Below are 21,811 nucleotides of genomic sequence, written 5' to 3'. Positions count from 1 at the left end.
GCGGCCGCCCGGAGCCCATATGCCAGCCCTCTACGTCATGATTCCTGCGGCCCTGCTGATTGTCGCCATCGCCATCTACATCTTTTTCTGGGCGGTAGACAGCGGCCAGTACGACGACCTCGACAGCCCGGCACACAGCATCCTGTTCGACGACCAGGACCCGCAACACACCGCCGCCGTCGAAGAAGCGAAAAGCCAGCACCCGGAATCCCCCGCAGACACCGACAAAAAAGCGCCTCCCCATGCTTGAGCTGGCACCGCTGTTGGTATCCGCCGTAATTCTGGGCCTGCTCGGAGGGGGGCATTGCCTGGGCATGTGCGGTGGCCTGATGGGTGCGCTGACCCTGGCCATCCCCAAAGAGCAACGCAGCCGACGCTTCAGGCTGCTATTGGCCTACAACCTGGGAAGAATTCTTAGCTATGCCACGGCGGGATTACTGCTGGGCCTGGCCGGATGGGCGGTAGCCAACAGCCCCGCGGCGATGTTTATGCGCATCCTGGCCGGGCTGCTGCTGATTTGCATGGGCCTGTACCTGGCCGGCTGGTGGAGCGGCCTGACCCGCATCGAAAGCCTGGGCCGCGGCCTGTGGCGGCACATACAGCCCGTGGCCACCCGCTTGCTACCGGTATCGAGCCTGCCCCGCGCCCTGCTGCTGGGCGCGCTCTGGGGCTGGCTGCCTTGCGGCCTGGTCTACAGCACACTGATCTGGTCCGCCAGCCAGGGCAGCGCCATCGACAGTGCACTTTTGATGCTGGCGTTTGGTCTTGGCACCTGGCCTGTGTTGCTCGCCACCGGCCTTGCGGCGGAGCGCGTAACGGCGCTGCTGCGCAAACGCAGTGTGCGCATGGCAGGCGGATTGCTGGTGATTCTCTTCGGCATCTGGACCCTGCCCGGCCCGCATCAGCATTGGTTGATGGGGCATTAAGCCAGCGCCCGCAGGCTCCAGGCCTGCCTCCACACCCGTTGACGCAAATCAAGGTGTCACAAATCCCCAGCCCCTAGACTCCAACGCATTGTCAGTCATCCCAGGGGAATGCCCGCATGCTCGACGCCATTCGTTGGGACCCAGATTTGATTCACCGCTACGACCTGGCCGGCCCGCGTTACACCTCGTACCCGACGGCGCTGCAGTTCAACGATCAGGTCAGCCCGTTCGACCTCCTGCACGCCCTGCGCGAAAGCCGCAAGGCGCAGCGCCCGTTGTCGCTGTATGTGCACGTGCCGTTCTGCGCGAACATTTGCTACTACTGCGCCTGCAACAAGGTCATCACCAAAGACCGTGGCCGGGCCCAGCCCTACCTGCAAAAACTGGAACACGAAATCCAGATGATTGCCTGCCACCTCGACCCCAAACAAAAGGTCGAGCAGTTGCACTTTGGGGGCGGTACACCGACTTTTCTCAGCCACGACGAATTGCGCCAGCTGATGGCCAAATTGCGCAAGCACTTCAATTTGCTGGACGACGACTCGGGGGACTACGGCATCGAAATAGACCCCAGGGAGGCCGACTGGTCAACCATGGGCCTGTTGCGCGAACTGGGCTTCAACCGCGTCAGCATCGGCCTGCAAGATCTCGACCCGGACGTACAGCGGGCAGTCAATCGCCTGCAAAGCCTGGAGGAAACCCGGGCAGTGATCGACGCGGCGCGCACCCTGCAGTTCCGCTCGATCAATATCGACCTGATCTACGGCCTGCCCAAGCAAACCCCCGAAGCCTTTGCGCGGACCGTTGACGAAGTGATCAGCTTGCAGCCCGATCGGCTGTCAGTGTTCAACTACGCCCACCTGCCTGAACGCTTCATGCCCCAGCGCCGGATCAACAGCAGCGACCTGCCCTCGCCCGCCATGAAGCTGCAGATGCTGGAACGTACCATCGAGCAACTGACTGGCGCCGGGTACCGCTACATCGGCATGGATCACTTCGCATTGCCGGACGACGAACTGGCGATTGCCCAGGAAGAATCCACCCTGCAGCGCAACTTCCAGGGTTACACCACCCACGGTCATTGCGACCTGATCGGGCTTGGCGTATCGGCCATCAGCCAGATTGGCGACCTTTACTGCCAGAACGACAGCGACCTGGTTCACTACCAGCACACCCTCGCCAGCGGCCAGCTCGCCACCAAGCGTGGCCTGCTGTGCAATCAGGACGACCGGATACGGCGCGAAGTCATTCAGCAGATCATTTGCAATTTGCACGTGCCGTTCGCCCGCATAGAACATGCTTTCAACATCGACTTCCGGGGCTATTTTGCGCCGCAGTGGCCGATGCTCAAAACCATGGCAGCGGACGGGCTGATTGCCCTGGACGACCAGCAATTGACCGTACTGCCCGCCGGACGACTGCTGGTGCGCTCGGTGTGCATGGTGTTCGATGCCTACCTGGAGCAGCAAAGCCGCCAACGTTTTTCTCGGGTGATCTAAGCCCTGTACCAACGTTTGACCGGGCTCGGGCCCGGTCATCCAACACATGAGATGAACGCACTATCATGGTGCGACTGGCCTACCCCCCCTGCGCTGGGGTACCCTTGCATCTTATGTGTGTTTTCCTACAAGGATTTAAGAAATGCCTGAGCCAGTAAAAGTGCGCGCTCATAACCAGGCACATTGCAAGGATTGCAGCCTGGCCCCTCTTTGCTTGCCACTTTCGTTGAACCTGGAAGACATGGACGCGCTGGAGGAAATCGTCAAGCGTGGACGCCCCCTGAAAAAAGGCGAGTTCCTGTTCCGCCAGGGCGATACTTTCGGCTCGGTGTATGCCGTGCGTTCCGGCGCGCTAAAAACGTTCAGCCTGAGTGACAGCGGTGAAGAGCAAATTACCGGCTTCCACCTGCCAAGCGAGCTGGTCGGCCTTTCCGGCATGGACACTGAAACCTACCCGGTGTCGGCTCAAGCACTGGAGACCACGCCAGTGTGCGAAATCCCTTTCGAGCGTCTTGACGAACTCTCCGTGCAATTGCCACAACTTCGTCGCCAGCTCATGCGTGTGATGAGCCGGGAAATTCGTGACGACCAGCAAATGATGTTGTTGCTGTCGAAAAAGACGGCGGACGAGCGCATTGCGACCTTTCTGGTCAACCTGTCAGCCCGTTTCCGCGCCCGCGGCTTCTCGGCCAATCAGTACCGCCTGAGCATGTCGCGCAACGAAATCGGCAATTACCTGGGCCTGGCCGTTGAGACCGTCTCCCGCGTATTCACCCGCCTGCAAGAAAACCGGCTGATCACGGCCGAAGGCAAGGAAGTGCATATTCTTGATCCGATCAAGCTGTGTGCCCTCGCGGGTGGTTCGCTGGAAGTCTAAAACGGCTTGAGGGGTTATACTGGCGCGCTTAACGCACGCCAGGACACCTGATATGGTCTTCGACGATTTTTGCCTCAAATCCCTGATCCGCCCGGTAGTTGATTTCCCCAAGCCGGGGGTCATCTTTCGCGATATCACGCCACTGTACCAATCGCCCCGCGCCATGCGGGTGATCGCCGACCGCTTTATCGAGCGCTACGTCGAGGCTGACTTCAGCCACATCGGCGCCATGGATGCCCGTGGTTTTCTGATCGGCTCGGTGCTGGCCCATCAACTCAACAAGCCGCTGATCCTGTTTCGCAAACAAGGCAAATTGCCCGCTGATGTATTGGCCGAAGGCTATCAGACGGAATATGGCGAAGCGTTTCTGGAGGTTCACGCCGACAGCCTGTGCGAAGGCGACTCGCTGCTGATCGTCGATGACCTGATCGCTACAGGCGGCACGCTGATCGCGGCAGCCAACCTGGTGCGGCGCATGGGTGCGCAGGTGTTTGAAGCAGCGGCGATTATTGACCTGCCCGAGCTGGGCGGCTCCAAACGCTTGCAGGATATGGGCGTACCCAGCTTCTGCCTGACCGAGTTTTTGCTGACTGAGTAATACCATTCACTATGTAGCCGCTGCCCCAGGCTGCGATGGACTGCGCAGCAGGTCCAACTGAAAGACCTGCGGTCTTTATCGCAGCCTTCGGCAGCGGCTACAGGCAGTGCTTACAACGTAATCGGACGACGCCCCGAGAACGAATGGGCCAACGTACCGCCATCCACCAGCTCCAGTTCGCCACCCAGCGGCACGCCATGGGCGATGCGCGAAGCGATCAGGCCCTTGTTGCTCAGTAGCTGGGCAATGTAATGCGCAGTGGCTTCGCCTTCGACCGTCGGGTTGGTGGCCAGGATCACTTCGGCGAAAGTGCCCTGCTCCGCAATGCGTGTCATCAGTTGCGGAATGCCAATCGCCTCGGGCCCCAGACCATCGAGCGGCGACAAGTGCCCCTTGAGCACAAAGTAACGACCGCGATAGCCAGTCTGTTCGACCGCATACACATCCATCGGCCCCTCGACCACGCACAACAAGGTGTCGTCACGGCGCATATCAGCACACTGCGGGCACAAATCGTCTTCCGTAAGGGTTCTGCACAGCCGGCAATGCCCCACGCCCTCCATCGCCTGAGTCAGCGCCAACGCCAGGCGCGAGCCGCCACTGCGGTCACGCTCAAGCAATTGCAGGGCCATGCGCTGCGCGGTCTTTTGACCCACACCCGGCAAAGTGCGCAAGGCATCGATCAGTTGGCGAATCAGGGGGCTAAAGCTCATAGGGAAAGGTCCGACAAAACAACGAGACGCGGTTTATACCCGCGGTGTGGGCCAGCGTCAAATGCCCGTAAAACAGGCAAAAAAATGCCAGGCACGAGACCTGGCATTCTTCAAGCGCCTTAGAACGGCAGCTTCATGCCCGGCGGCAGTTGCATGCCGGCGGTCACGCCAGACATTTTGTCCTGGCTGTTGGCTTCGATCTTGCGCACGGCGTCGTTGACGGCAGCGGCAAACAGATCTTCCAGCACTTCACGGTCGTCTTCGCTGACGCCTTCAAGCAGGGCCGGATCAATGCTTACCCGCTTGATGTCGTGACGACCGGTCATGACCACAGTCACCATGTCGCCACCGGCCTTGCCGGTCACTTCTGCATTGGCCAGTTCTTCCTGCATCTTGGCCATTTTTTCCTGCATCTGCTGCGCCTGCTTCATCAGGCCGGCCATGCCACCTTTCATCATGGGAATCACCTCAAACGTTATTTGGACAATGCACCCGGGATCAAAACGACCCCGGGCTGTAAGTTTCTATCCTGGCGTTACTAAGCCTGAGCCTCGACAACCTCTACAGGTTGAATCGTATCCTCACGGACTGCCGCGCCAAACTGCTCAATCATTTGCTGGATCAGCGGATCGGCATAAATCGACTCTTCAGCCAGGCGCTGACGCTCTGCACGAAAGCGTGAAGCCGCCTGGGCCGGGGTTTCCTGCTCCGGCTTGACCAGCTCGATTGTCACTTTGAGTGTGCGCTGAGTGGACTGGTTCAGTGCATCGTTTAGCCGGCGCTGCTGTGTCGAGTTAAACAGTGCGCTGTGGGCCGGGTCCAGGTGCAACAGCCAGTCATCGCCCTCAACGGCAATCAGCGTGCAGTTGGCGCCAATGCTGGCGGTCATGCCCGATACCGGTAATTTGGGGAACATGTTCAGCCATTCAAGGGCCAGCCCGGTCGCCGGCATTGCAGCAGGCAACGGCTCGGGTTCCGGCGCAGGCTCGGCCGCATGCTCACTGGCCAGCTCGTCGAGGTAACTGTACGCCGCCGAGTCCATGTCCGGCTCGATGTAGTCTTCATCCAGCGGCGGCTCGTCATCGCGGTCCATACCTGAAAGCGCTGCATCCACTTGTTCAGGGGTCGGCTCGGGAATCGGCGCGGCGCTCCACTCGGGCGCATCCGGCACAACGCTGTCAGGCGTCGGCAGAGGCATTGGCGGCAACTCGGGCGGCTCGCCCACGGTGTCCAGCATCGGCTCTGGTGCAGCCTCGACTTCGATCACCGGCACTGACGGCTCGTTCCAGGGCAAGTCCTTTTCCGGCACTGCAGGCACATTGGGCGCGACCACAGGGGCAGGCGCGGCCACGGGTTCCGGCTTGAGCGCTTCTGCTGCTGGCGCCGGCACCACAACAGGTGCAGCAGCTATTGGCGCAACAGGGGTTGCAGCCGCCACGGTTGGGGCGGAATCAACTGTGGCCTGGCTGATCCCCACTGGCTTTAGCGGCTGACTCGGTGCATTACCGGCGTCCGCCGGGCGGAAGGCAAGCATCCGCAACAAGACCATCTCAAAGCCGCCTCGCGGGTCCGGGGCCAGCGGTAAATCGCGCCGGCCAATCAGGCCCATCTGGTAATAAAACTGCACATCTTCGGCGGGCAGCGCCTTGGCCAGGGCCAACACCCGGTCACGGTCGCCGTGACCATTGTCGACACCGTCAGGCAGTGCCTGGGCAATCGCAACGCGATGGAATACGTTAAGAATTTCGGACAGTACGCCGTTCCAGTCCGGCCCTTGCTCGGCCAGATGGCGCACAGCTTCAAGCAAAGCCCGCGCATCGCCTTCGATCAGCGCGTGCAACAGGTCAAAAACCTGACCGTGATCGAGTGTGCCGAGCATCGCCCGGACATCGGCCGCCAGTACCTTGCCTTCACCAAACGCAATGGCCTGGTCGGTCAGGCTCATCGCATCACGCATCGAGCCGTCTGCGGCGCGGCCCAGCAACCACAGTGCATCATCTTCAAACGGAACGTTTTCTACACCGAGTACATGAGTCAAATGCTCGACCACACGCTCGGGCGTCATGTTTTTCAGAGAGAACTGCAGGCAGCGGGAAAGAATCGTCGCCGGCAACTTTTGCGGATCGGTAGTCGCCAGGATGAATTTGACGTAGGGCGGCGGCTCTTCAAGGGTTTTAAGCAGCGCATTGAACGAATGGCTGGAGAGCATGTGCACTTCGTCGATCAGGTAGACCTTGAAGCGCCCACGGCTCGGCGCGTACTGCACGTTATCGAGCAGCTCACGGGTGTCTTCGACCTTGGTGCGGCTGGCGGCGTCGATTTCGATCAGGTCGACAAAGCGCCCCTCATCGATTTCGCGGCAAACCGAACACTCACCGCACGGGGTCGAGGTGATACCTGTTTCACAGTTCAGGCATTTGGCGATGATCCGCGCGATGGTGGTCTTGCCGACGCCACGGGTACCGGTAAAGAGGTAGGCGTGGTGCAAGCGCTGACTGTCCAGGGCGTTGATCAGAGCCTTGAGCACATGGGTCTGGCCGACCATTTCGCGGAACGAGCGCGGACGCCATTTACGTGCAAGAACCTGATAACTCATTGATAACCGTCGCGTCTGAAAAGCGGAAGGGGCTAATGCTAGCGGAGCAAGGCCAAAATTGCATCCGATGCGCACTTTAAACTGCTCGGCACTGCTGCAATGCGGGCTTTACCCACGCACGACAATACGCCGACAGTTCAATTGAACGTCGAAAGTAACTGGATTGGTATTTTGACTAAAACCCTTCAGGACTGAGGGTTTTTAAAATGGAGGCAACCCCACCAGCCACACCCCGGCACACAATGTTCCCGCTGTGGCTGCTTCCTTCCGGATCTGACCAGGTTCACGGGTAATCGTTGCGGGGGGACCGATAGGGTCACCATAACAACATCCGCCTAGCAGCGAACGGCGCCATTGTACCTGTCTGAGAAAAACTTACAACCGCTGCTGCAAGAATAAAAAAATGAATGGGCTCAAGTACTTGGATTCAGCCGGGCACAAACCCCATGCAGTCGCCGCCGCAGGCTGCGATGGGCTCCAAAGCAGCCCGCAGCAGCGACTGCCGAGAGATCCGTCAGATCGAAATGCCCTGCGTTTTCAAAAACGCCATAAAGGCTTCTTCATCCAGCACCTTGAGCCCCAGCTCATTGGCCTTGACCAGCTTGGAGCCGGCACCCGGCCCCGCCACGACGCAATGGGTCTTGCCCGAGACCGAGCCAGAGACCTTGGCCCCCAGACTCTCCAGCTTGTCTTTGGCGACGTCGCGGCTCATCAACTCCAGCGAGCCGGTCAGCACCCAGGTCTGACCAGCCAACGGCAAGCCTTCTACGGCTTTTTTCTCGCTCTGCCAGTGCATGCCGAACTCGCGCAGCTGCGCTTCGATTTCAAGCGCCATGCGGGCGTTTTCAGGGTTGTCGAAAAATTCGCGCACCGCCTTGGCCTGCTTCTCTGGCAACGCCTGACGCATATCGAGCCAGTCGGCGTTGATCACACCCTCCAGCGAGCCAAATTTTTCCGCCAGCTTCTGCGCCCCGCCCGGCCCCACCGAGGGAATCTGCAGTTTATCGATCAGCCCGCCCAAGGTAGTACTGGCCGCGAACTCGGCCCCCAGCTCACCCTGATCCTGCAACTCGAGCCCGCGCTCAAGCAGTTGCGCTATCACCTGCTGGTTGTGCGCATCGCTGAAGAAGCTATGAATCTCGTGAGCCACTTCCAGGCCAACATCCGGCAAGTACGTGAGCACTTGCGGCAAAGCACGCTGAACGCGCTCAAGGGAGGCCAATGAACGCGCCAGCACCTTGGCGGTCTCTTCGCCCACATCGGGAATACCCAATGCGTAGATAAAACGCGCCAACGTCGGACGCTTGCTGTCGGCGATGGCCTGGAGCAGGTTTTTGCTCGACAACTCGGCAAAACCTTCGAGATCGACAATCTGCTCGAAAGCCAGGGTGTAAAGGTCGGCGGGCGAACTCACCAGCCCCTCGTCCACCAGCTGCTCGACGCTTTTTTCGCCAAGGCCTTCAATGTCCATCGCACGGCGCGAGACAAAATGAATAATCGCCTGTTTAAGCTGGGCACCACAGGCCAGACGCCCTACACAGCGATAAACCGCACCTTCGGTGATGGTTTCACGCCCCTTGCTGCGCTTGATCAGTTGCGTGCGCTCGACATGGGAGCCGCACACCGGGCAGCTTTCAGGGATCTGCACCGCACGGGCATCTTCAGGGCGGCGCTCCAGCACCACCTGTACGACCTGCGGAATCACATCGCCAGCACGGCGAATAATCACCGTATCGCCAATCATCAGCCCCAGTCGCGCCACTTCGTCCATGTTGTGCAGCGTCGCATTGGACACTGTCACACCGGCCACCTTGACCGGTTTGAGGCGTGCCACAGGCGTCACCGCACCGGTGCGTCCGACCTGGAACTCCACATCCAGCAGTTCGGTCAGCTCTTCCATCGCCGGGAATTTATGGGCAATGGCCCAACGCGGCTCACGGGCCCGAAAGCCCAGTTCGCGCTGCGAAGCCAGGCTGTTGACCTTGAACACCACGCCGTCGATTTCATACGGCAACGATGCGCGGCGCTCGCCAATATCACGGTAGTAGTCCAGGCACTCGGCAATGCCCCTGGCCAGTTTCAGTTCGTGACTGATAGGCATGCCCCATTGCTGCAATTGCTTGAGGTTGCCGATATGGGTATCGGAGAACTCCTCGGACACTTGCCCCAGGCCATAGCAGCAAAATTCCAGCGGGCGGCTGGCGGTGATTTTCGAGTCCAGCTGGCGCAAACTGCCGGCTGCCGCGTTACGCGGGTTGGCAAAGGTCTTGGCGCCAGCGGCGAGCTGAGTCTCATTGAGGCGCTCAAAACCGGCCTTGGACATAAAGACCTCACCACGCACTTCCAGCACGGCGGGCCAGCCGCTGCCATGCAGCTTGAGCGGGATATTGCGCACCGTGCGCACGTTGACACTGATGTCTTCGCCGGTGGTGCCGTCACCCCGGGTAGCACCGCGCACCAGATTTCCGTCTTGATACAGCAGGCTGACCGCCAGCCCATCAAGCTTGGGCTCACAGCTGTATTCCACTTCGGCGCCGCCGCCAAACAGATCACCTGCGGGCAAATCCAGACCTTCGCTGACACGACGGTCAAACTCGCGCATATCGGTTTCATCGAACGCGTTGCCCAAGCTCAGCATGGGCACTTCGTGACGCACCTGGGTGAAGGCCGATAACGCCTTGCTGCCCACGCGCTGGGTCGGTGAGTCGGCAGTCACCAGCTCCGGGTGCCTGGCTTCCAGTGCCTTCAACTCGTGAAACAGGCGATCGTACTCGGCGTCCGGGATGCTCGGCTCGTCGAGTACGTGATAGCGGTAGTTATGCTGATCCAGTTCAGCGCGCAGCTCTAGAATTCGGGTGTTGGCGGCGGTCATGGGGTGTTCTCTCACAAAGCAAAAGAGCAGCCGAGGCTGCTCCTTGTGTTAATCATTTTGCATGTGCGCGGGAGCAGACAAGCCGCCCCCCCACATGTTTAGCGTTTTTGAGTCAGGGCGCGGCGTTCGAATTCAACGATGCGCTGACGGTAATGCTCAATGGTCTGGGCTGTCAGCACACTGCGCTGGTCATCCTTGAGCTCACCGTTGAGCTCCTGGGACAGCTTGCGTGCAGCAGCAACCATCACGTCGAAAGCCTGCTTGGGATGACGCGGCCCCGGCAAACCCAGGAAGAAGCTGACGGCCGGAGTGCTGAACAGGTCAATATCATCCAGATCGAACACGCCCGGTTTTACCGCGTTGGCCATGGAGAACAGAACTTCCCCGTTACCGGCCATGCTTTCGTGACGGTGGAAAATATCCATCTCGCCAAAACGCAATCCGCTTTCCAGGATGTTCTGCAACAGGGCCGGGCCCTTGAACCCTGCAGGGTCACGGCTGATCACGCTGATCACCAACACTTCTTCAGCGGCCTGCTGCGGTTGCTGCTCCTTGACCTCGACTGCCGCCACGCTTGGGGCTGAACGCCCACGCGGCTTGGCTTCAGGCGCAAAATCATCATCGCGGGCGCTGATGCTAGGGCCGTCATCCAGATCAAGGTTGAGGTTCAGGTCACCCTGGCTAGGCTCGCCGCTACGCTTGCCACGCTTGGCGCCTTTATCCCGGGCCGGCATGCTGACGGATGGCAGGTCGTGCTCATCCAGCTGCGGTTCTTTGTGGTGTGGCGTATCCAGAACCCGCGAAGGCCCCAGAAGCTCCGGGCTGCTCTCGTCGTCAGGGGCGCTGGAAAAGCTTCGATCAAGGCGAAACTTGAGCTTGCCCTTGCCACCGCGCATGCGGCGCCAGCCATCAAAAAGAATACCGGCTATGACCACTATGCCGATGACTATCAGCCACTCGCGCAGACCGATTTCCATGTAATCCCGTGCCCCTAAAAAATGATTCTATGAAGAAGAGCCTAAAGCCCTTTAAAACGTGGCGCCAACTCTATGTTCTGAATGGCGTTTTACCCACGTACAAAAAAATTAGACGTTAAATTAACACGACCAAAGATAACTTTACACCGTCTGTCGCATTGAGCTAGGGCCATAAAGCCTTCGACTTGCAAGTCATGCCCGTCAAATATTCAGAATTTCCCCTACAAGTAGAATAATTTCCTCCTACATGCTTATAGCTCAAGCATCGACCATTGCCATTGCCTCCTCAACATCAACCGCTACAAGACGTGAGCAACCGGGCTCATGCATCGTCACGCCCATCAACTGATCGGCCATTTCCATGGCGATTTTGTTGTGGGTGATGTAGATGAATTGCACCGTCTGTGACATCTCTTTTACCAAGCGTGCATAGCGGCCTACGTTAGCGTCATCAAGCGGTGCATCGACTTCGTCGAGCATGCAGAACGGCGCCGGGTTGAGTTTGAAAATGGCAAAAACCAGTGCCAGGGCAGTCAGCGCTTTCTCACCACCAGACAGCAAATGAATGGTGCTGTTCTTCTTGCCCGGCGGACGCGCCATGATAGTTACCCCTGTATCGAGTAAATCTTCGCCCGTCAGTTCCAGGTAAGCGCTGCCACCACCGAAAACTTTTGGGAAAAGCGCCTGTAATCCGCCATTTATCTGATCAAAGGTGTCTTTAAAGCGACTACGGGTCTCTTTATCGATTTTGCGAATGACGTTTTCCAGCGTATCGAGCGCCTCGACCAGATCGGCGTCCTGAGCATCCAGGTAGCGCTTGCGTTCGGATTGCTGCTGATACTCATCGATGGCTGCGAGGTTGATTGCACCCAGGCGTTGAATACGCGCAGCTATACGCTCCAGCTCTTCTTCCGCCTGCTGCTCATTGACCTCAGAGCTCAAGGTGGCAAGCACCCCGTGCAAGTCATAGCCATCGGCCAGCAACTGATCCTGCAACGTGGTGCGGCGCACGGTCAGCGCTTGCCACTCCATGCGTTGCTGCTCCAGCTGGCCACGAATCAGCTGCGATTGTTGTTCGGCCTGATTGCGGCGCTTTTCAGCGTCACGCAATTCACGGTCGGCATCTTCAAGTGCGGTCTGGGCAATCTTGAGCTCCTCGTCAACACTCAAGCGCTTGTCGAGCAACTCTTCCAGCTTCAGGCGCAGCTCTTCGAGAGGGGCTTCGCCCTCTTCCAGGTTGAGATTGAGCTGCTCCCGCTTTTCAGCCAGCCGCTCGGACTGCAACTCCAGTCGTTCCAGCGCCTGACGCGTCGAATCGTGCTGCGCTTTAAGCGAGCCCAGGCGCACGGCCAGCTGGTGGGCGTGATCCTTGTGCTGACGCGCGTCCTGACGCACCCGATCCAGGCGCTCGCGCAGGCTGTCGCGCTGAGCCAGCAACAGCTCGCGCTGTTCGGTATCGCTGGCCATGGCATCCAGCGCATCCTGCAACAGCAAGCGCGCTTCGCCCACCTGCTCATGCTCCAGCGCCCGCTGCTCACCCAGCTCAGCCAGCTCTTCGTCCAGACGGCGACGACGCAAGGTCAACTGCTCGACCTTGGCTTTGCTGGCAGACAACCTGGCCTTGATCTCGCCCTGCTGCCGCGCCTCGTCTTGCAAGCGACGGCGAACCTGCTCCCGCGAGTCTTCCTGTACAAGCTGTTGCTCACGTAAGCGTTGCAGTTGTTCTTCGAGGGTCGCGAGTGTGGCTTCGCGCTCTTCGCGTTCAAGCCCCAGACGCTGGATTTCCTGCCCCCGCGCCAGCACACCGCTTTCGGCCTCACTGGCACGGCGCACACGCAAGAAATTGCGACCGACCCAATAGCCATCACGGCTGATCAGACTTTGGCCATCAAGCAGCTGCGCGCGCAGAGCCAGCGCCTGCTCAAGGGTTTCAACCGGCTTTATCTGACCCAACCACGGCGCCAGATCGAAATCGGCCTCGACCTTGTCAAGCAGGCTGCCCGACAGGCGGCCGGCCTGTGACCCGGCACTGAACAGGCGCAAATCACCCTGGTCAAAGCCGGCCAGATCCAGACGGGAAAAATCCTCAACCAGCACCGCCTGCAGGTCTGCACCCAGTACGGTCTCGACCGCCAGCTCCCAGCCCGCCTCAACCCGCAGGCCTTCGGCCAGACGTGGCTGCTCGGCAAGGTGCTGATCACGCAACCATTCGCTCGCACCGGTGCCTGGGTCGAGGGCCGCCTGTTGCAGCGCCTCAAGCGAGGCCAGGCGACCGTTAAGCCGCTGCAACTCACCTTGTGCCTGCTGCTGATTCTGAGTTGCCTGCTGCAAGTCATGCCGCACTTGCTCCAGTCGCTCGACCAATTGTTCTTCGCTGGCTTGCAGCTCTTCTTGCGTCAATTCGCTGGTAGCCAACTGCTCGCTCAGTTCCAGAATCGCCGCATCTTCCGGGTCTGCCGCCAACAACGCGCGCTCTTCAGCCAGACGGCGCTGACGCTCGGCCACGCGCTCCATACTGGTTTCCAGCTGCTGGATGCGGGCTTGCAAGACCTCGGATTGACGCTGCGGCTCGGCCGAGCGCTGGTTGAAACTGTCCCACTGCTCTTGCCAGCCGTGCATGGTGTGCTCGGACGCTTCTAGCGCGGCCGCGGCTTCTTCGGCGGCAGCGCTCGTCAGCTCCTGCTCGGGCTCAAGCATCAGCAGCTCTTCGCCAAGCGTGGCGAGCATCGTGCGGTCGTGCCCCAGGTGCGACTCGGTTTCGAGGCGTGAGCGCTCGGCCTCGCGCAGGTCATCCTGCAACTGACGCAAACGTTGTTGGCCGTGCTGAATGCTTTGCTCGACGCGGGCAATATCACCCCCCACCGAATAGAAGCGACCTTGCACCAGATTGAAGCGCTCTGACAGATCATGGTGCCCGTCACGCAAGCGCTCGATGCTGGCATCGGCATTGCGCTGCTCAGCCACCAGGGCTTCGAAGCTGACCTCCTGGTTGCCAATGACCGCCTCGCGCTGCCCCACCTGCTCGTTCAGCGCCTGCCAGCGCAAGGCCGACAGCTGCGCCTTGAGCTGACGCTCTTCGGCCTTGTATTCCTGATACTTTTCAGCGGCCTGGGCCTGACGGTGCAAGCGCTCAAGCTGACGCCCCAGCTCGTCCCGCAAGTCGGTCAGGCGGGCGAGGTTTTCGTGGGTGCGGCGAATCCGGTTTTCCGTCTCGCGACGGCGCTCCTTGTACTTGGAGATGCCAGCTGCTTCTTCGATAAAGTTGCGCAAGTCTTCGGGCTTGGACTCGATCAACTTGGAGATCATGCCCTGCTCGATAATCGAGTAGCTGCGCGGCCCGAGGCCCGTACCGAGGAAGATATCGGTGATGTCACGACGACGGCATTTGGTGCCATTGAGGTAATAGGTGGTCTGGCTGTCACGGGTGACTTTGCGTCGGATGGAGATCTCGGCGTAAGCCGCGTACTCGCCCAGCAGCGTGCCATCGGAGTTATCGAAAACCAGTTCGATACTGGCCTGGCTCACCGGTTTACGGGTGGTTGAGCCGTTGAAGATGACGTCCGTCATCGACTCGCCACGCAGGTTTTTGGCTGAACTTTCGCCCATTACCCAACGTACGGCGTCGATGATGTTCGACTTCCCACAGCCGTTCGGGCCTACGACCGCCGCCATATTGCTCGGAAAGCTAACCGTTGTCGGATCGACGAAAGACTTGAAGCCGGCCAGCTTGATACACGTCAGGCGCACGCTCAGGCAACCGTCAAGGCAGACAGCACCAGCGCACAACTGCGCTGGGCATAGTTGCTCAGCACCACACGAATTTGTACCAGATCACGGGCCACCACGGCCTCGAGCAACTGCGCAAACAACGCCAGAAACTCGCTCATCTCCGCCTTGCGCTGATCCAGTGCAAGGTAATAGGCACGGCTCATGGCCGGGTGCAGGTTCTCGACGGTTTCCTGCAGGTATGGATTGTCGGCAAACGGGTACGCCGCACGCATCACGTTGAAGCTGTCTTCAACAAAGGTGCTGATGTCCTGGCGCTCGTAGCTGGCCATCAAACGCTGCTGAATTTGCAGAAACGGGCCCAGATCGGCCTGGACGACCCAACGCTGCGCAACCGCATTGCCGAGCAGGATATACATCTCGCTCATCAGGGTGCACAGGCTCTGCACCTTGTGCGCCGTGAGCTCGGTCACATGGGCGCCACGCCGCGGGAGGATGGCGATGAGGTGCCGACGCTCAAGGATTAATAACGCTTCGCGCACAGAGCCACGACTGACATTTAACGCCAGTGTCACCTTCTGTTCTTGAATGCGTTCCCCAGGCTTTAGCTCGCCACGAATGATCCGTTCGGCGAGGTGGTGAGCGATTTGCTCGGCGAGGCTGTCCGGCGCCTTGAACGTCATGTTTTACCTTCAAAATCTTTGATCATTACCAGCGGCGCAGTGTAACGCACTTGGTGTGTGCTCGCGCAGAGCCCCAGAGGCGGAATATGGCACGATTTAAGCAAATAAATCCCCTTGATAGACATCACTGGGATTACCGAACTCTATTTCTTGACCCGGAGGTCAGCTTTAGCTAGATTCAGCTCATCCCGCGTTACAACAATAATGATTATGCGAGGCCTTCCGTGATCCAGTTCCTACTCAACCAGACGCTGCGCACCGAGCACACGCTGGACCCGAATTTGACCGTGCTTAACTACTTGCGTGAACACCTGCACAAACCCGGCACCAAAGAAGGTTGTGCCAGCGGTGACTGCGGCGCCTGCACAGTGGTGGTAGGCGAACTGCACACGGACGATCAAGGTCTTGAACGGCTGCGTTATCGCAGCCTCAACTCTTGCCTGACCTTTGTTTCGGCGTTGCACGGCAAGCAACTGATCAGCATCGAAGACTTGAAGCATCAAGGCCAGCTGCACAGCGTGCAACGGGCAATGGTCGATTGCCACGGCTCGCAGTGCGGCTTCTGCACACCAGGCTTTGTGATGTCGCTGTTCGCGCTGCAAAAGAACTGCACGGGCCAGCCTGACAGCCACCAGGCCCATGAAGCACTGGCCGGCAACCTGTGCCGCTGCACCGGCTACCGGCCGATTCTGGCTGCCGCCGAGCAAGTGTGCAGCCCCCATCAGGACGATCAGTTTGATGCGCATCAGACCGAAACCATCACCCTGCTAAAGGCCATAGCCCCCACACAGACCGGCGAACTGAACAGCGGCGACAAACGCTGCCTGCTGCCCCTGACTATCAGCGACCTGGCCGAACTTTATGAGTCCCAACCCCAGGCCCGCCTGCTGGCTGGCGGCACCGACCTCGCGCTGGAAGTCACCCAGTTCCACCGCCCATTGCCCGTCATGATCTACGTCGGCAACGTGGCCGAGATGAAGCGTATCGAGCGCTTTGACGATCGCCTTGAAATAGGCGCAGCAGTTTCGCTGACTGACGCCTACAGCACACTAAAGGCCGAATACCCGGATTTCGGCGAGCTGCTGCAACGATTCGCTTCGCTGCAGATCCGCAATCAAGGCACCCTGGGCGGCAATATTGGCAACGCTTCGCCGATTGGCGATTCACCACCGCTGCTGATTGCCCTCGGCGCACAGCTGGTTCTGCGCAAAGGTCAGACCCGCCGCACGCTGGCGATTGAAGACTACTTCATCGATTACCGGGTGACGGCCCGCCAGGAAGGCGAATTTATCGAGAAGATCACCGTCCCCCGCTCTGACGCGGCCCATTCATTTCGCGCCTATAAAATCTCCAAACGCCTGGATGACGACATCAGCGCCGTGTGCGCAGCCTTCAACCTGCGTATCGACAACGGCCTAGTCACCCAGGCACGCGTGGCATTCGGCGGCATGGCGGCCATCTCCAAACGCGCTGGCGCCTGCGAGGCCGCACTGCTCGGCGCCCCCTGGAACAGCGCCACCATTGAGGTTGCCTGCACGGCCCTGGCCAAAGACTTCACCCCTCTGTCGGACTTTCGCGCCAGCAAGGAATACCGCCTCTTGAGTGCACAAAACCTGCTGCGCAAGTACTTCATCGAACTGCAAACGCCACATCTTGAGACACGGGTAACTGCTTATGTCTAACCATCACAAGATTGGGCCGACCCAGGCCGAGCTGGCCGCCCTCTTCCAGCAGGATCTGAAGACCGGCGTGGGCCGCAGCGTCAAGCATGACAGCGCCGAGAAGCACGTCTCGGGTGAAGCGCAGTACATCGATGACCGACTCGAATTCCCCAACCAGCTGCATCTATTCGCACGCTTGTCCGATCGGGCCCACGCCCGGATCATCAGCGTCGATACATCGCCCTGCCTTGCCTTTGAAGGCGTGCGTCTGGTGATTACCCACGAGGATATTCCCGGCCTCAAAGACATCGGCCCGCTGCTGCCCGGCGACCCGCTGCTGGCCATCGACAAGGTGGAGTATGTGGGCCAGGCCATATTGGCCGTGGCTGCCTGCGACCTGGACACCGCACGCAAGGCGGCAATGGCCGCCATTATCGAATACGAAGACCTGGAGCCAGTGCTCGACGTGGTTCAGGCCCTGCGCAACAAGCACTTTGTGCTCGACACACACACCCATCAACGCGGCGACTCAACCGGCGCGCTGGCCGGGGCACCCCATCGGCTGCAAGGCAGCCTGCACATTGGCGGGCAAGAGCACTTCTATCTCGAAACCCAGATCTCCTCCGTAATGCCCACCGAAGATGGCGGAATGATCGTGTACTGCTCCACGCAAAACCCCACCGAAGTGCAAAAGCTGGTGGCTGAAGTACTCGACGTCTCAATGAACAAAATCGTTGTGGACATGCGCCGCATGGGTGGCGGCTTTGGCGGTAAGGAAACCCAGGCTGCCGGCCCCGCGTGCATGTGCGCAGTGGTGGCACGCCTGACCGGGCAACCCGCCAAGATGCGCCTGCCACGGGTCGAAGACATGCTGATGACGGGCAAGCGACACCCGTTCTATATCGAGTACGACGTCGGCTTCGATGCCAATGGTCAATTGCACGGTATCCAACTGGATCTGGCGGGGAACTGCGGCTGCTCGCCGGACTTGTCCAACTCCATCGTCGACCGCGCCATGTTCCATGCCGACAACGCGTACTACCTGGGCGACGCGACAATCAATGGCTACCGCTGCAAGACCAATACCGCGTCAAACACTGCCTACCGGGGGTTCGGCGGCCCGCAAGGCATGGTCGCCATCGAAGAAGTCATGGACCGCATCGCCCGCCATCTGGGCCTGGACCCGCTGGCGGTGCGCAAGGCCAACTACTACGGCAAAACCGAGCGCAACGTGACCCACTACTACCAGACGGTGGAGCACAACCTGCTGCAGGAAATGACCGCCGACCTGGAGGCCAGCAGCCAATACGCCGAGCGCCGGGAAGCGATCAAGGCATTCAACGCCGCCAGCCCGATCCTGAAAAAAGGCCTGGCGCTGACCCCGGTCAAATTCGGTATTTCCTTTACCGCCAGCTTCCTCAACCAGGCCGGCGCGCTGATCCACATTTACACCGATGGCAGCATCCATCTCAACCACGGCGGCACCGAGATGGGCCAGGGCTTGAACATCAAGGTCGCGCAAGTGGTGGCCGAGGTGTTCCAGGTAGAAATCGGTCGCGTACAGATCACCGCCACCAACACCGATAAAGTGCCAAACACTTCGCCCACCGCCGCCTCAAGCGGTGCAGACCTCAATGGCAAGGCCGCGCAGAATGCCGCCGAAACCATCAAGCAACGGCTGATCGAATTTGCGGCCGGCAAGTATCAGGTCGAGCCGCATGCGGTGATCTTCCACAATGGCCAGGTCCGCGTGGGCGAGCAGATCATCAGCTTTGAAACCCTGATCCAGCAGGCGTATTTCGGCCAGGTTTCGCTGTCGAGCACCGGCTACTACAAAACCCCGAAAATATTCTATGACCGCACCCAGTCCCGCGGTCGGCCGTTCTACTACTTTGCCTTTGGAGCCGCCTGCGCTGAAGTCATCGTCGACACCCTGACCGGCGAATACAAAATGCTGCGCACCGACATCCTCCACGACGTCGGCGCCTCGCTGAACCCGGCCATCGATATCGGTCAGGTCGAAGGCGGCTATATTCAGGGCGCCGGCTGGCTGACCATGGAAGAGCTGGTGTGGAATGCCAAAGGCAAGCTGATGACCAACGGCCCCGCCAGCTACAAGATCCCGGCCGTGGCGGACATGCCACTGGACCTGCGCGTCACGCTGGTGGAAAACCGTAAAAACCCGGAAGACACGGTGTTCCATTCCAAAGCGGTCGGCGAGCCGCCGTTCATGCTCGGTATCGCCGCCTGGTGCGCGATCAAGGACGCTGTGGCAAGCCTGGCCGACTATCGCGTGCAGCCCGGCATCGACGCGCCAGCCACCCCGGAACGGGTGCTCTGGGGCTGTGAGCAGATGCGTAAAAGCCTGGCAGGAGATCAGCATGAATAACTGGATCAGCGCTCTGGCCGAGTTGCAGCAGCAAGGTGAACCCTGCGTGCTGGTCACCATCATCGAAGAACAAGGCTCGACCCCTCGCAATGCGGGCTCAAAGATGGTCATCAGTGCCGCGCACACCTTCGACACCATCGGTGGCGGCCATCTGGAATACAAGGCGATGCAGATTGCCCGCGAGATGCTCGGCAGCGGCAAGCAAGACACCCACTTGCAGCGCTTCAGCCTCGGCGCCAGCCTGGGTCAATGCTGTGGCGGCGCGACCGTATTGCTGTTCGAACCCATGGGCCAGGTGCAGGCGCATATCGCCGTTTTTGGTGCAGGCCATGTGGCGCGGGCACTGGTACCCTTGCTGGCCAGCCTGCCGTGCCGCGTACGCTGGATCGACTCGCGGGAACAGGAATTCCCCGCGCTCATCCCCCCGGGGGTGCAGAAAATCATTACCGATGAGCCCGTTGACGAGATAGATGCACTGCCTGCGGGTTGCTACTGCATCGTCATGACGCATAATCACGCCCTGGATCTGGAACTTAGCGCGGCCCTGCTCAAACGCAACGATTTCACCTACTTCGGCTTGATTGGTTCCAAAACCAAACGCGTGAAGTTTGAACATCGCCTGCGTGAGCGGGGTATCAGTGCGTCACATTTGCAGCGCATGCGCTGCCCGATGGGCTTGAACGAAGTCAAAGGCAAACTGCCTGTCGAAATCGCGATTTCCATCGCAGGCGAAATTATTGCCACCTACAACACCCACTTCGGTCAGCACACAGCCTGTGCCGACCCTGCTTCATCTGAATCCATTAAACAATTGCTGCCGTCTTCTCGACGCAGCCATGCCACACACTGAGAATTGTCATGACCTCTAAAGCCTATCGCGCCGCCATTTTGCACAGCATCGCCGACCCTGCCGAAGTCGGGATCGAGGCCTCCTATCAGTATTTCGAAGACGGCTTGCTGGTAGTCGACAACGGCCGGATCAAAGCGGTTGGCCCGGCCACCGAATTGCTCGCAACACTGGCCGCAGACATAGAAGTCACCGAGTACAAGGATGCGCTGATCACACCCGGTTTTATCGACACGCACATCCACTTTCCGCAGACCGGAATGATTGGTGCCTACGGCGAACAACTACTCGACTGGCTCAACACTTACACGTTCCCGTGCGAAAACCAGTTCGCCGACAAGGCCCACGCCGATGAAGTCGCCGATATTTTCCTCAAGGAACTGCTGCGCAACGGCACCACCACCGCACTGGTGTTTGGCAGCGTGCACCCGCAGTCGGTGGATGCCCTGTTTGAAGCCGCACAACGGCTGGACCTGCGCCTGATTGCCGGCAAAGTGATGATGGACCGCAACGCGCCCGACTACCTGACCGACACGGCCGAAACAGGCTACAGCGAGAGCAAGGCGTTGATCGAGCGCTGGCACGGTAAAGGCCGGCTGCATTACGCCGTCACCCCACGTTTCGCACCCACCAGCACTCCGGAGCAATTGACCCTGGCCGGCAAGTTGCTGAGCGAATACCCGGATGTGTATCTGCACACCCATATCAGCGAGAACCTTCAGGAAATCGAGTGGGTTAAGTCACTGTTCCCTGAGCGTAAAGGCTATCTGGATGTGTACGACCACTACCAGTTGCTAGGCGAACGTTCGGTGTTTGCCCACGGTGTGCATCTGTGTGATGAGGAATGTGCGCGGCTGGCGGAAACGGGCTCGGCAGTTGCCTTCTGCCCGACGTCAAACCTGTTCCTGGGCAGCGGCCTGTTCAACCTGCCGATGGCCGAGAAGCACAAGCTCAATGTCGGACTGGGCACAGACGTCGGTGCGGGCACCAGTTTCTCGCTGCTCAACACCCTGAACGAAGCGTACAAGGTCATGCAGCTGCAAGGCGCACGCCTCGATCCGTTCAAGTCGCTGTACTTGGCAACACTGGGCGGTGCTCGGGCGCTGCGACTGGAAGACCGGATCGGTAACTTGCAACCGGGTAGCGATGCGGACTTCCTGGTGCTCGATTACAACGCCACACCGCTGATGAGCTATCGCCTCAAGCAGTCGAAAAACATCGCTGAAACGTTGTTTGTATTGATGACCCTGGGCGACGATCGCACTGTGCAACAGACCTATGCAGCGGGCAACCTGGTGCATCAGCGCTGAGTAAATGGCTAATACTTTAGCCGCTGAGGAGCGTAGCGAGGCTGCGTTGGGCTGCGAAGCAGTTGGCGTGTCGGGCAGACCTTGAATTCAGGTTTTACAACGGCTGCGCCGCCGATCACAGCCTCGCCAAGCTCGTC

Annotated in this window: 16 protein-coding genes and 1 other RNA gene; 9 read left to right on the top strand and 8 right to left on the bottom strand. The window is 59.6% G+C overall.

What is annotated here, in order from left to right:
- The first annotated feature begins 19 nt into the window (after positions 1-19).
- From ccoS to BLW11_RS12185, 5 genes are all read left to right on the top strand, one after another.
- A complete protein-coding gene (ccoS, locus tag BLW11_RS12205) occupies positions 20-250 on the top strand; it encodes a cbb3-type cytochrome oxidase assembly protein CcoS (protein WP_048358487.1) in 231 nt (76 codons plus the stop codon).
- Positions 243-926 carry a sulfite exporter TauE/SafE family protein gene (locus tag BLW11_RS12200; RefSeq protein WP_016780296.1) on the top strand — a complete coding sequence of 228 codons (684 nt, stop codon included), beginning with the start codon at positions 243-245 and terminating at the stop codon, positions 924-926. The genes ccoS and BLW11_RS12200 overlap by 8 nt, the downstream gene beginning before the upstream one ends.
- Positions 927-1,042: 116 nt before the next feature.
- Positions 1,043-2,425 (top strand): oxygen-independent coproporphyrinogen III oxidase, encoded by a 1,383-nt coding sequence (hemN, locus tag BLW11_RS12195; RefSeq protein WP_048358488.1) that lies wholly within the window; start codon positions 1,043-1,045, stop codon positions 2,423-2,425.
- Between the two features lie 142 nt (positions 2,426-2,567).
- The gene (fnr, locus tag BLW11_RS12190) at positions 2,568-3,302 is read left to right on the top strand and encodes a fumarate/nitrate reduction transcriptional regulator Fnr (RefSeq protein WP_048358489.1); all 735 of its coding nucleotides are present in this window, start codon (positions 2,568-2,570) and stop codon (positions 3,300-3,302) included.
- Between the two features lie 52 nt (positions 3,303-3,354).
- Positions 3,355-3,900, top strand: a complete 546-nt coding sequence (locus BLW11_RS12185; protein ID WP_048358490.1) for an adenine phosphoribosyltransferase — start codon at positions 3,355-3,357, stop codon at positions 3,898-3,900.
- A gap of 110 nt (positions 3,901-4,010) precedes the next feature.
- Here BLW11_RS12185 and recR read toward each other — a convergent pair whose 3' ends face one another.
- The 8 genes from recR to BLW11_RS12145 form a co-directional block, all read right to left on the bottom strand.
- Complete coding sequence (gene recR / locus BLW11_RS12180; protein ID WP_048358491.1) at positions 4,011-4,613, bottom strand: recombination mediator RecR; 603 nt, start codon at positions 4,611-4,613, stop codon at positions 4,011-4,013.
- A gap of 119 nt (positions 4,614-4,732) precedes the next feature.
- Positions 4,733-5,071 carry a YbaB/EbfC family nucleoid-associated protein gene (locus tag BLW11_RS12175; protein ID WP_019826710.1) on the bottom strand — a complete coding sequence of 113 codons (339 nt, stop codon included), beginning with the start codon at positions 5,069-5,071 and terminating at the stop codon, positions 4,733-4,735.
- A gap of 80 nt (positions 5,072-5,151) precedes the next feature.
- Positions 5,152-7,209 carry a DNA polymerase III subunit gamma/tau gene (dnaX, locus tag BLW11_RS12170; RefSeq protein ID WP_048358492.1) on the bottom strand — a complete coding sequence of 686 codons (2,058 nt, stop codon included), beginning with the start codon at positions 7,207-7,209 and terminating at the stop codon, positions 5,152-5,154.
- 216 nt (positions 7,210-7,425) lie between these two features.
- An RNA gene (gene ffs, locus BLW11_RS12165) (signal recognition particle sRNA small type) lies at positions 7,426-7,522 on the bottom strand.
- Positions 7,523-7,723: 201 nt separating this feature from the next.
- Positions 7,724-10,081: an NAD-dependent DNA ligase LigA gene (ligA, locus tag BLW11_RS12160; protein WP_048358493.1), complete on the bottom strand. Its 2,358-nt coding sequence runs from the start codon at positions 10,079-10,081 to the stop codon at positions 7,724-7,726.
- Positions 10,082-10,179: 98 nt separating this feature from the next.
- Positions 10,180-11,058, bottom strand: a complete 879-nt coding sequence (zipA, locus tag BLW11_RS12155; protein ID WP_048358494.1) for a cell division protein ZipA — start codon at positions 11,056-11,058, stop codon at positions 10,180-10,182.
- 258 nt (positions 11,059-11,316) lie between these two features.
- The gene (gene smc, locus BLW11_RS12150; protein ID WP_048358495.1) at positions 11,317-14,805 is read right to left on the bottom strand and encodes a chromosome segregation protein SMC; all 3,489 of its coding nucleotides are present in this window, start codon (positions 14,803-14,805) and stop codon (positions 11,317-11,319) included.
- A gap of 2 nt (positions 14,806-14,807) precedes the next feature.
- Entirely contained in the window at positions 14,808-15,467 is a 660-nt protein-coding gene (locus BLW11_RS12145; protein WP_048358496.1) for a GntR family transcriptional regulator, read from the bottom strand.
- Positions 15,468-15,691: 224 nt separating this feature from the next.
- Between BLW11_RS12145 and xdhA the strand changes: the two genes are divergently transcribed.
- The 4 genes from xdhA to guaD are packed head-to-tail and all read left to right on the top strand — an operon-like array spanning position 15,692 to position 21,674.
- The gene (gene xdhA / locus BLW11_RS12140) at positions 15,692-17,149 is read left to right on the top strand and encodes a xanthine dehydrogenase small subunit (protein WP_048358497.1); all 1,458 of its coding nucleotides are present in this window, start codon (positions 15,692-15,694) and stop codon (positions 17,147-17,149) included.
- Positions 17,142-19,517 (top strand): xanthine dehydrogenase molybdopterin binding subunit, encoded by a 2,376-nt coding sequence (gene xdhB / locus BLW11_RS12135; RefSeq protein WP_048358498.1) that lies wholly within the window; start codon positions 17,142-17,144, stop codon positions 19,515-19,517. The genes xdhA and xdhB overlap by 8 nt, the downstream gene beginning before the upstream one ends.
- On the top strand, positions 19,510-20,367 hold the full coding sequence (gene xdhC / locus BLW11_RS12130; RefSeq protein ID WP_048358499.1) for a xanthine dehydrogenase accessory protein XdhC: 858 nt from the start codon (positions 19,510-19,512) through the stop codon (positions 20,365-20,367). The genes xdhB and xdhC overlap by 8 nt, the downstream gene beginning before the upstream one ends.
- Before the next feature lie 8 nt (positions 20,368-20,375).
- On the top strand, positions 20,376-21,674 hold the full coding sequence (gene guaD / locus BLW11_RS12125) for a guanine deaminase (RefSeq protein ID WP_420912191.1): 1,299 nt from the start codon (positions 20,376-20,378) through the stop codon (positions 21,672-21,674).
- Positions 21,675-21,811: the final 137 nt, after the last annotated feature.

It is taken from the genome of Pseudomonas deceptionensis (genome assembly GCF_900106095.1).
Lineage (GTDB): Bacteria > Pseudomonadota > Gammaproteobacteria > Pseudomonadales > Pseudomonadaceae > Aquipseudomonas > Aquipseudomonas deceptionensis.
This window is presented reverse-complemented; position numbering and strand designations above follow the sequence as displayed.

Bases quoted from the DNA above. Each gene is read 5' to 3' on its own strand.
- ccoS (WP_048358487.1), top strand. From the start codon at position 20: ATGCCAGCCCTCTACGTCATGATTCCTGCGGCCCTGCTGATTGTCGCC.
- BLW11_RS12200 (WP_016780296.1), top strand. From the start codon at position 243: ATGCTTGAGCTGGCACCGCTGTTGGTATCCGCCGTAATTCTGGGCCTG.
- hemN (WP_048358488.1), top strand. From the start codon at position 1,043: ATGCTCGACGCCATTCGTTGGGACCCAGATTTGATTCACCGCTACGAC.
- fnr (WP_048358489.1), top strand. From the start codon at position 2,568: ATGCCTGAGCCAGTAAAAGTGCGCGCTCATAACCAGGCACATTGCAAG.
- BLW11_RS12185 (WP_048358490.1), top strand. From the start codon at position 3,355: ATGGTCTTCGACGATTTTTGCCTCAAATCCCTGATCCGCCCGGTAGTT.
- recR (WP_048358491.1), bottom strand. From the start codon at position 4,613: ATGAGCTTTAGCCCCCTGATTCGCCAACTGATCGATGCCTTGCGCACT.
- BLW11_RS12175 (WP_019826710.1), bottom strand. From the start codon at position 5,071: ATGATGAAAGGTGGCATGGCCGGCCTGATGAAGCAGGCGCAGCAGATG.
- dnaX (WP_048358492.1), bottom strand. From the start codon at position 7,209: ATGAGTTATCAGGTTCTTGCACGTAAATGGCGTCCGCGCTCGTTCCGC.
- ligA (WP_048358493.1), bottom strand. From the start codon at position 10,081: ATGACCGCCGCCAACACCCGAATTCTAGAGCTGCGCGCTGAACTGGAT.
- zipA (WP_048358494.1), bottom strand. From the start codon at position 11,058: ATGGAAATCGGTCTGCGCGAGTGGCTGATAGTCATCGGCATAGTGGTC.
- BLW11_RS12145 (WP_048358496.1), bottom strand. From the start codon at position 15,467: ATGACGTTCAAGGCGCCGGACAGCCTCGCCGAGCAAATCGCTCACCAC.
- xdhB (WP_048358498.1), top strand. From the start codon at position 17,142: ATGTCTAACCATCACAAGATTGGGCCGACCCAGGCCGAGCTGGCCGCC.
- xdhC (WP_048358499.1), top strand. From the start codon at position 19,510: ATGAATAACTGGATCAGCGCTCTGGCCGAGTTGCAGCAGCAAGGTGAA.
- guaD (WP_420912191.1), top strand. From the start codon at position 20,376: ATGACCTCTAAAGCCTATCGCGCCGCCATTTTGCACAGCATCGCCGAC.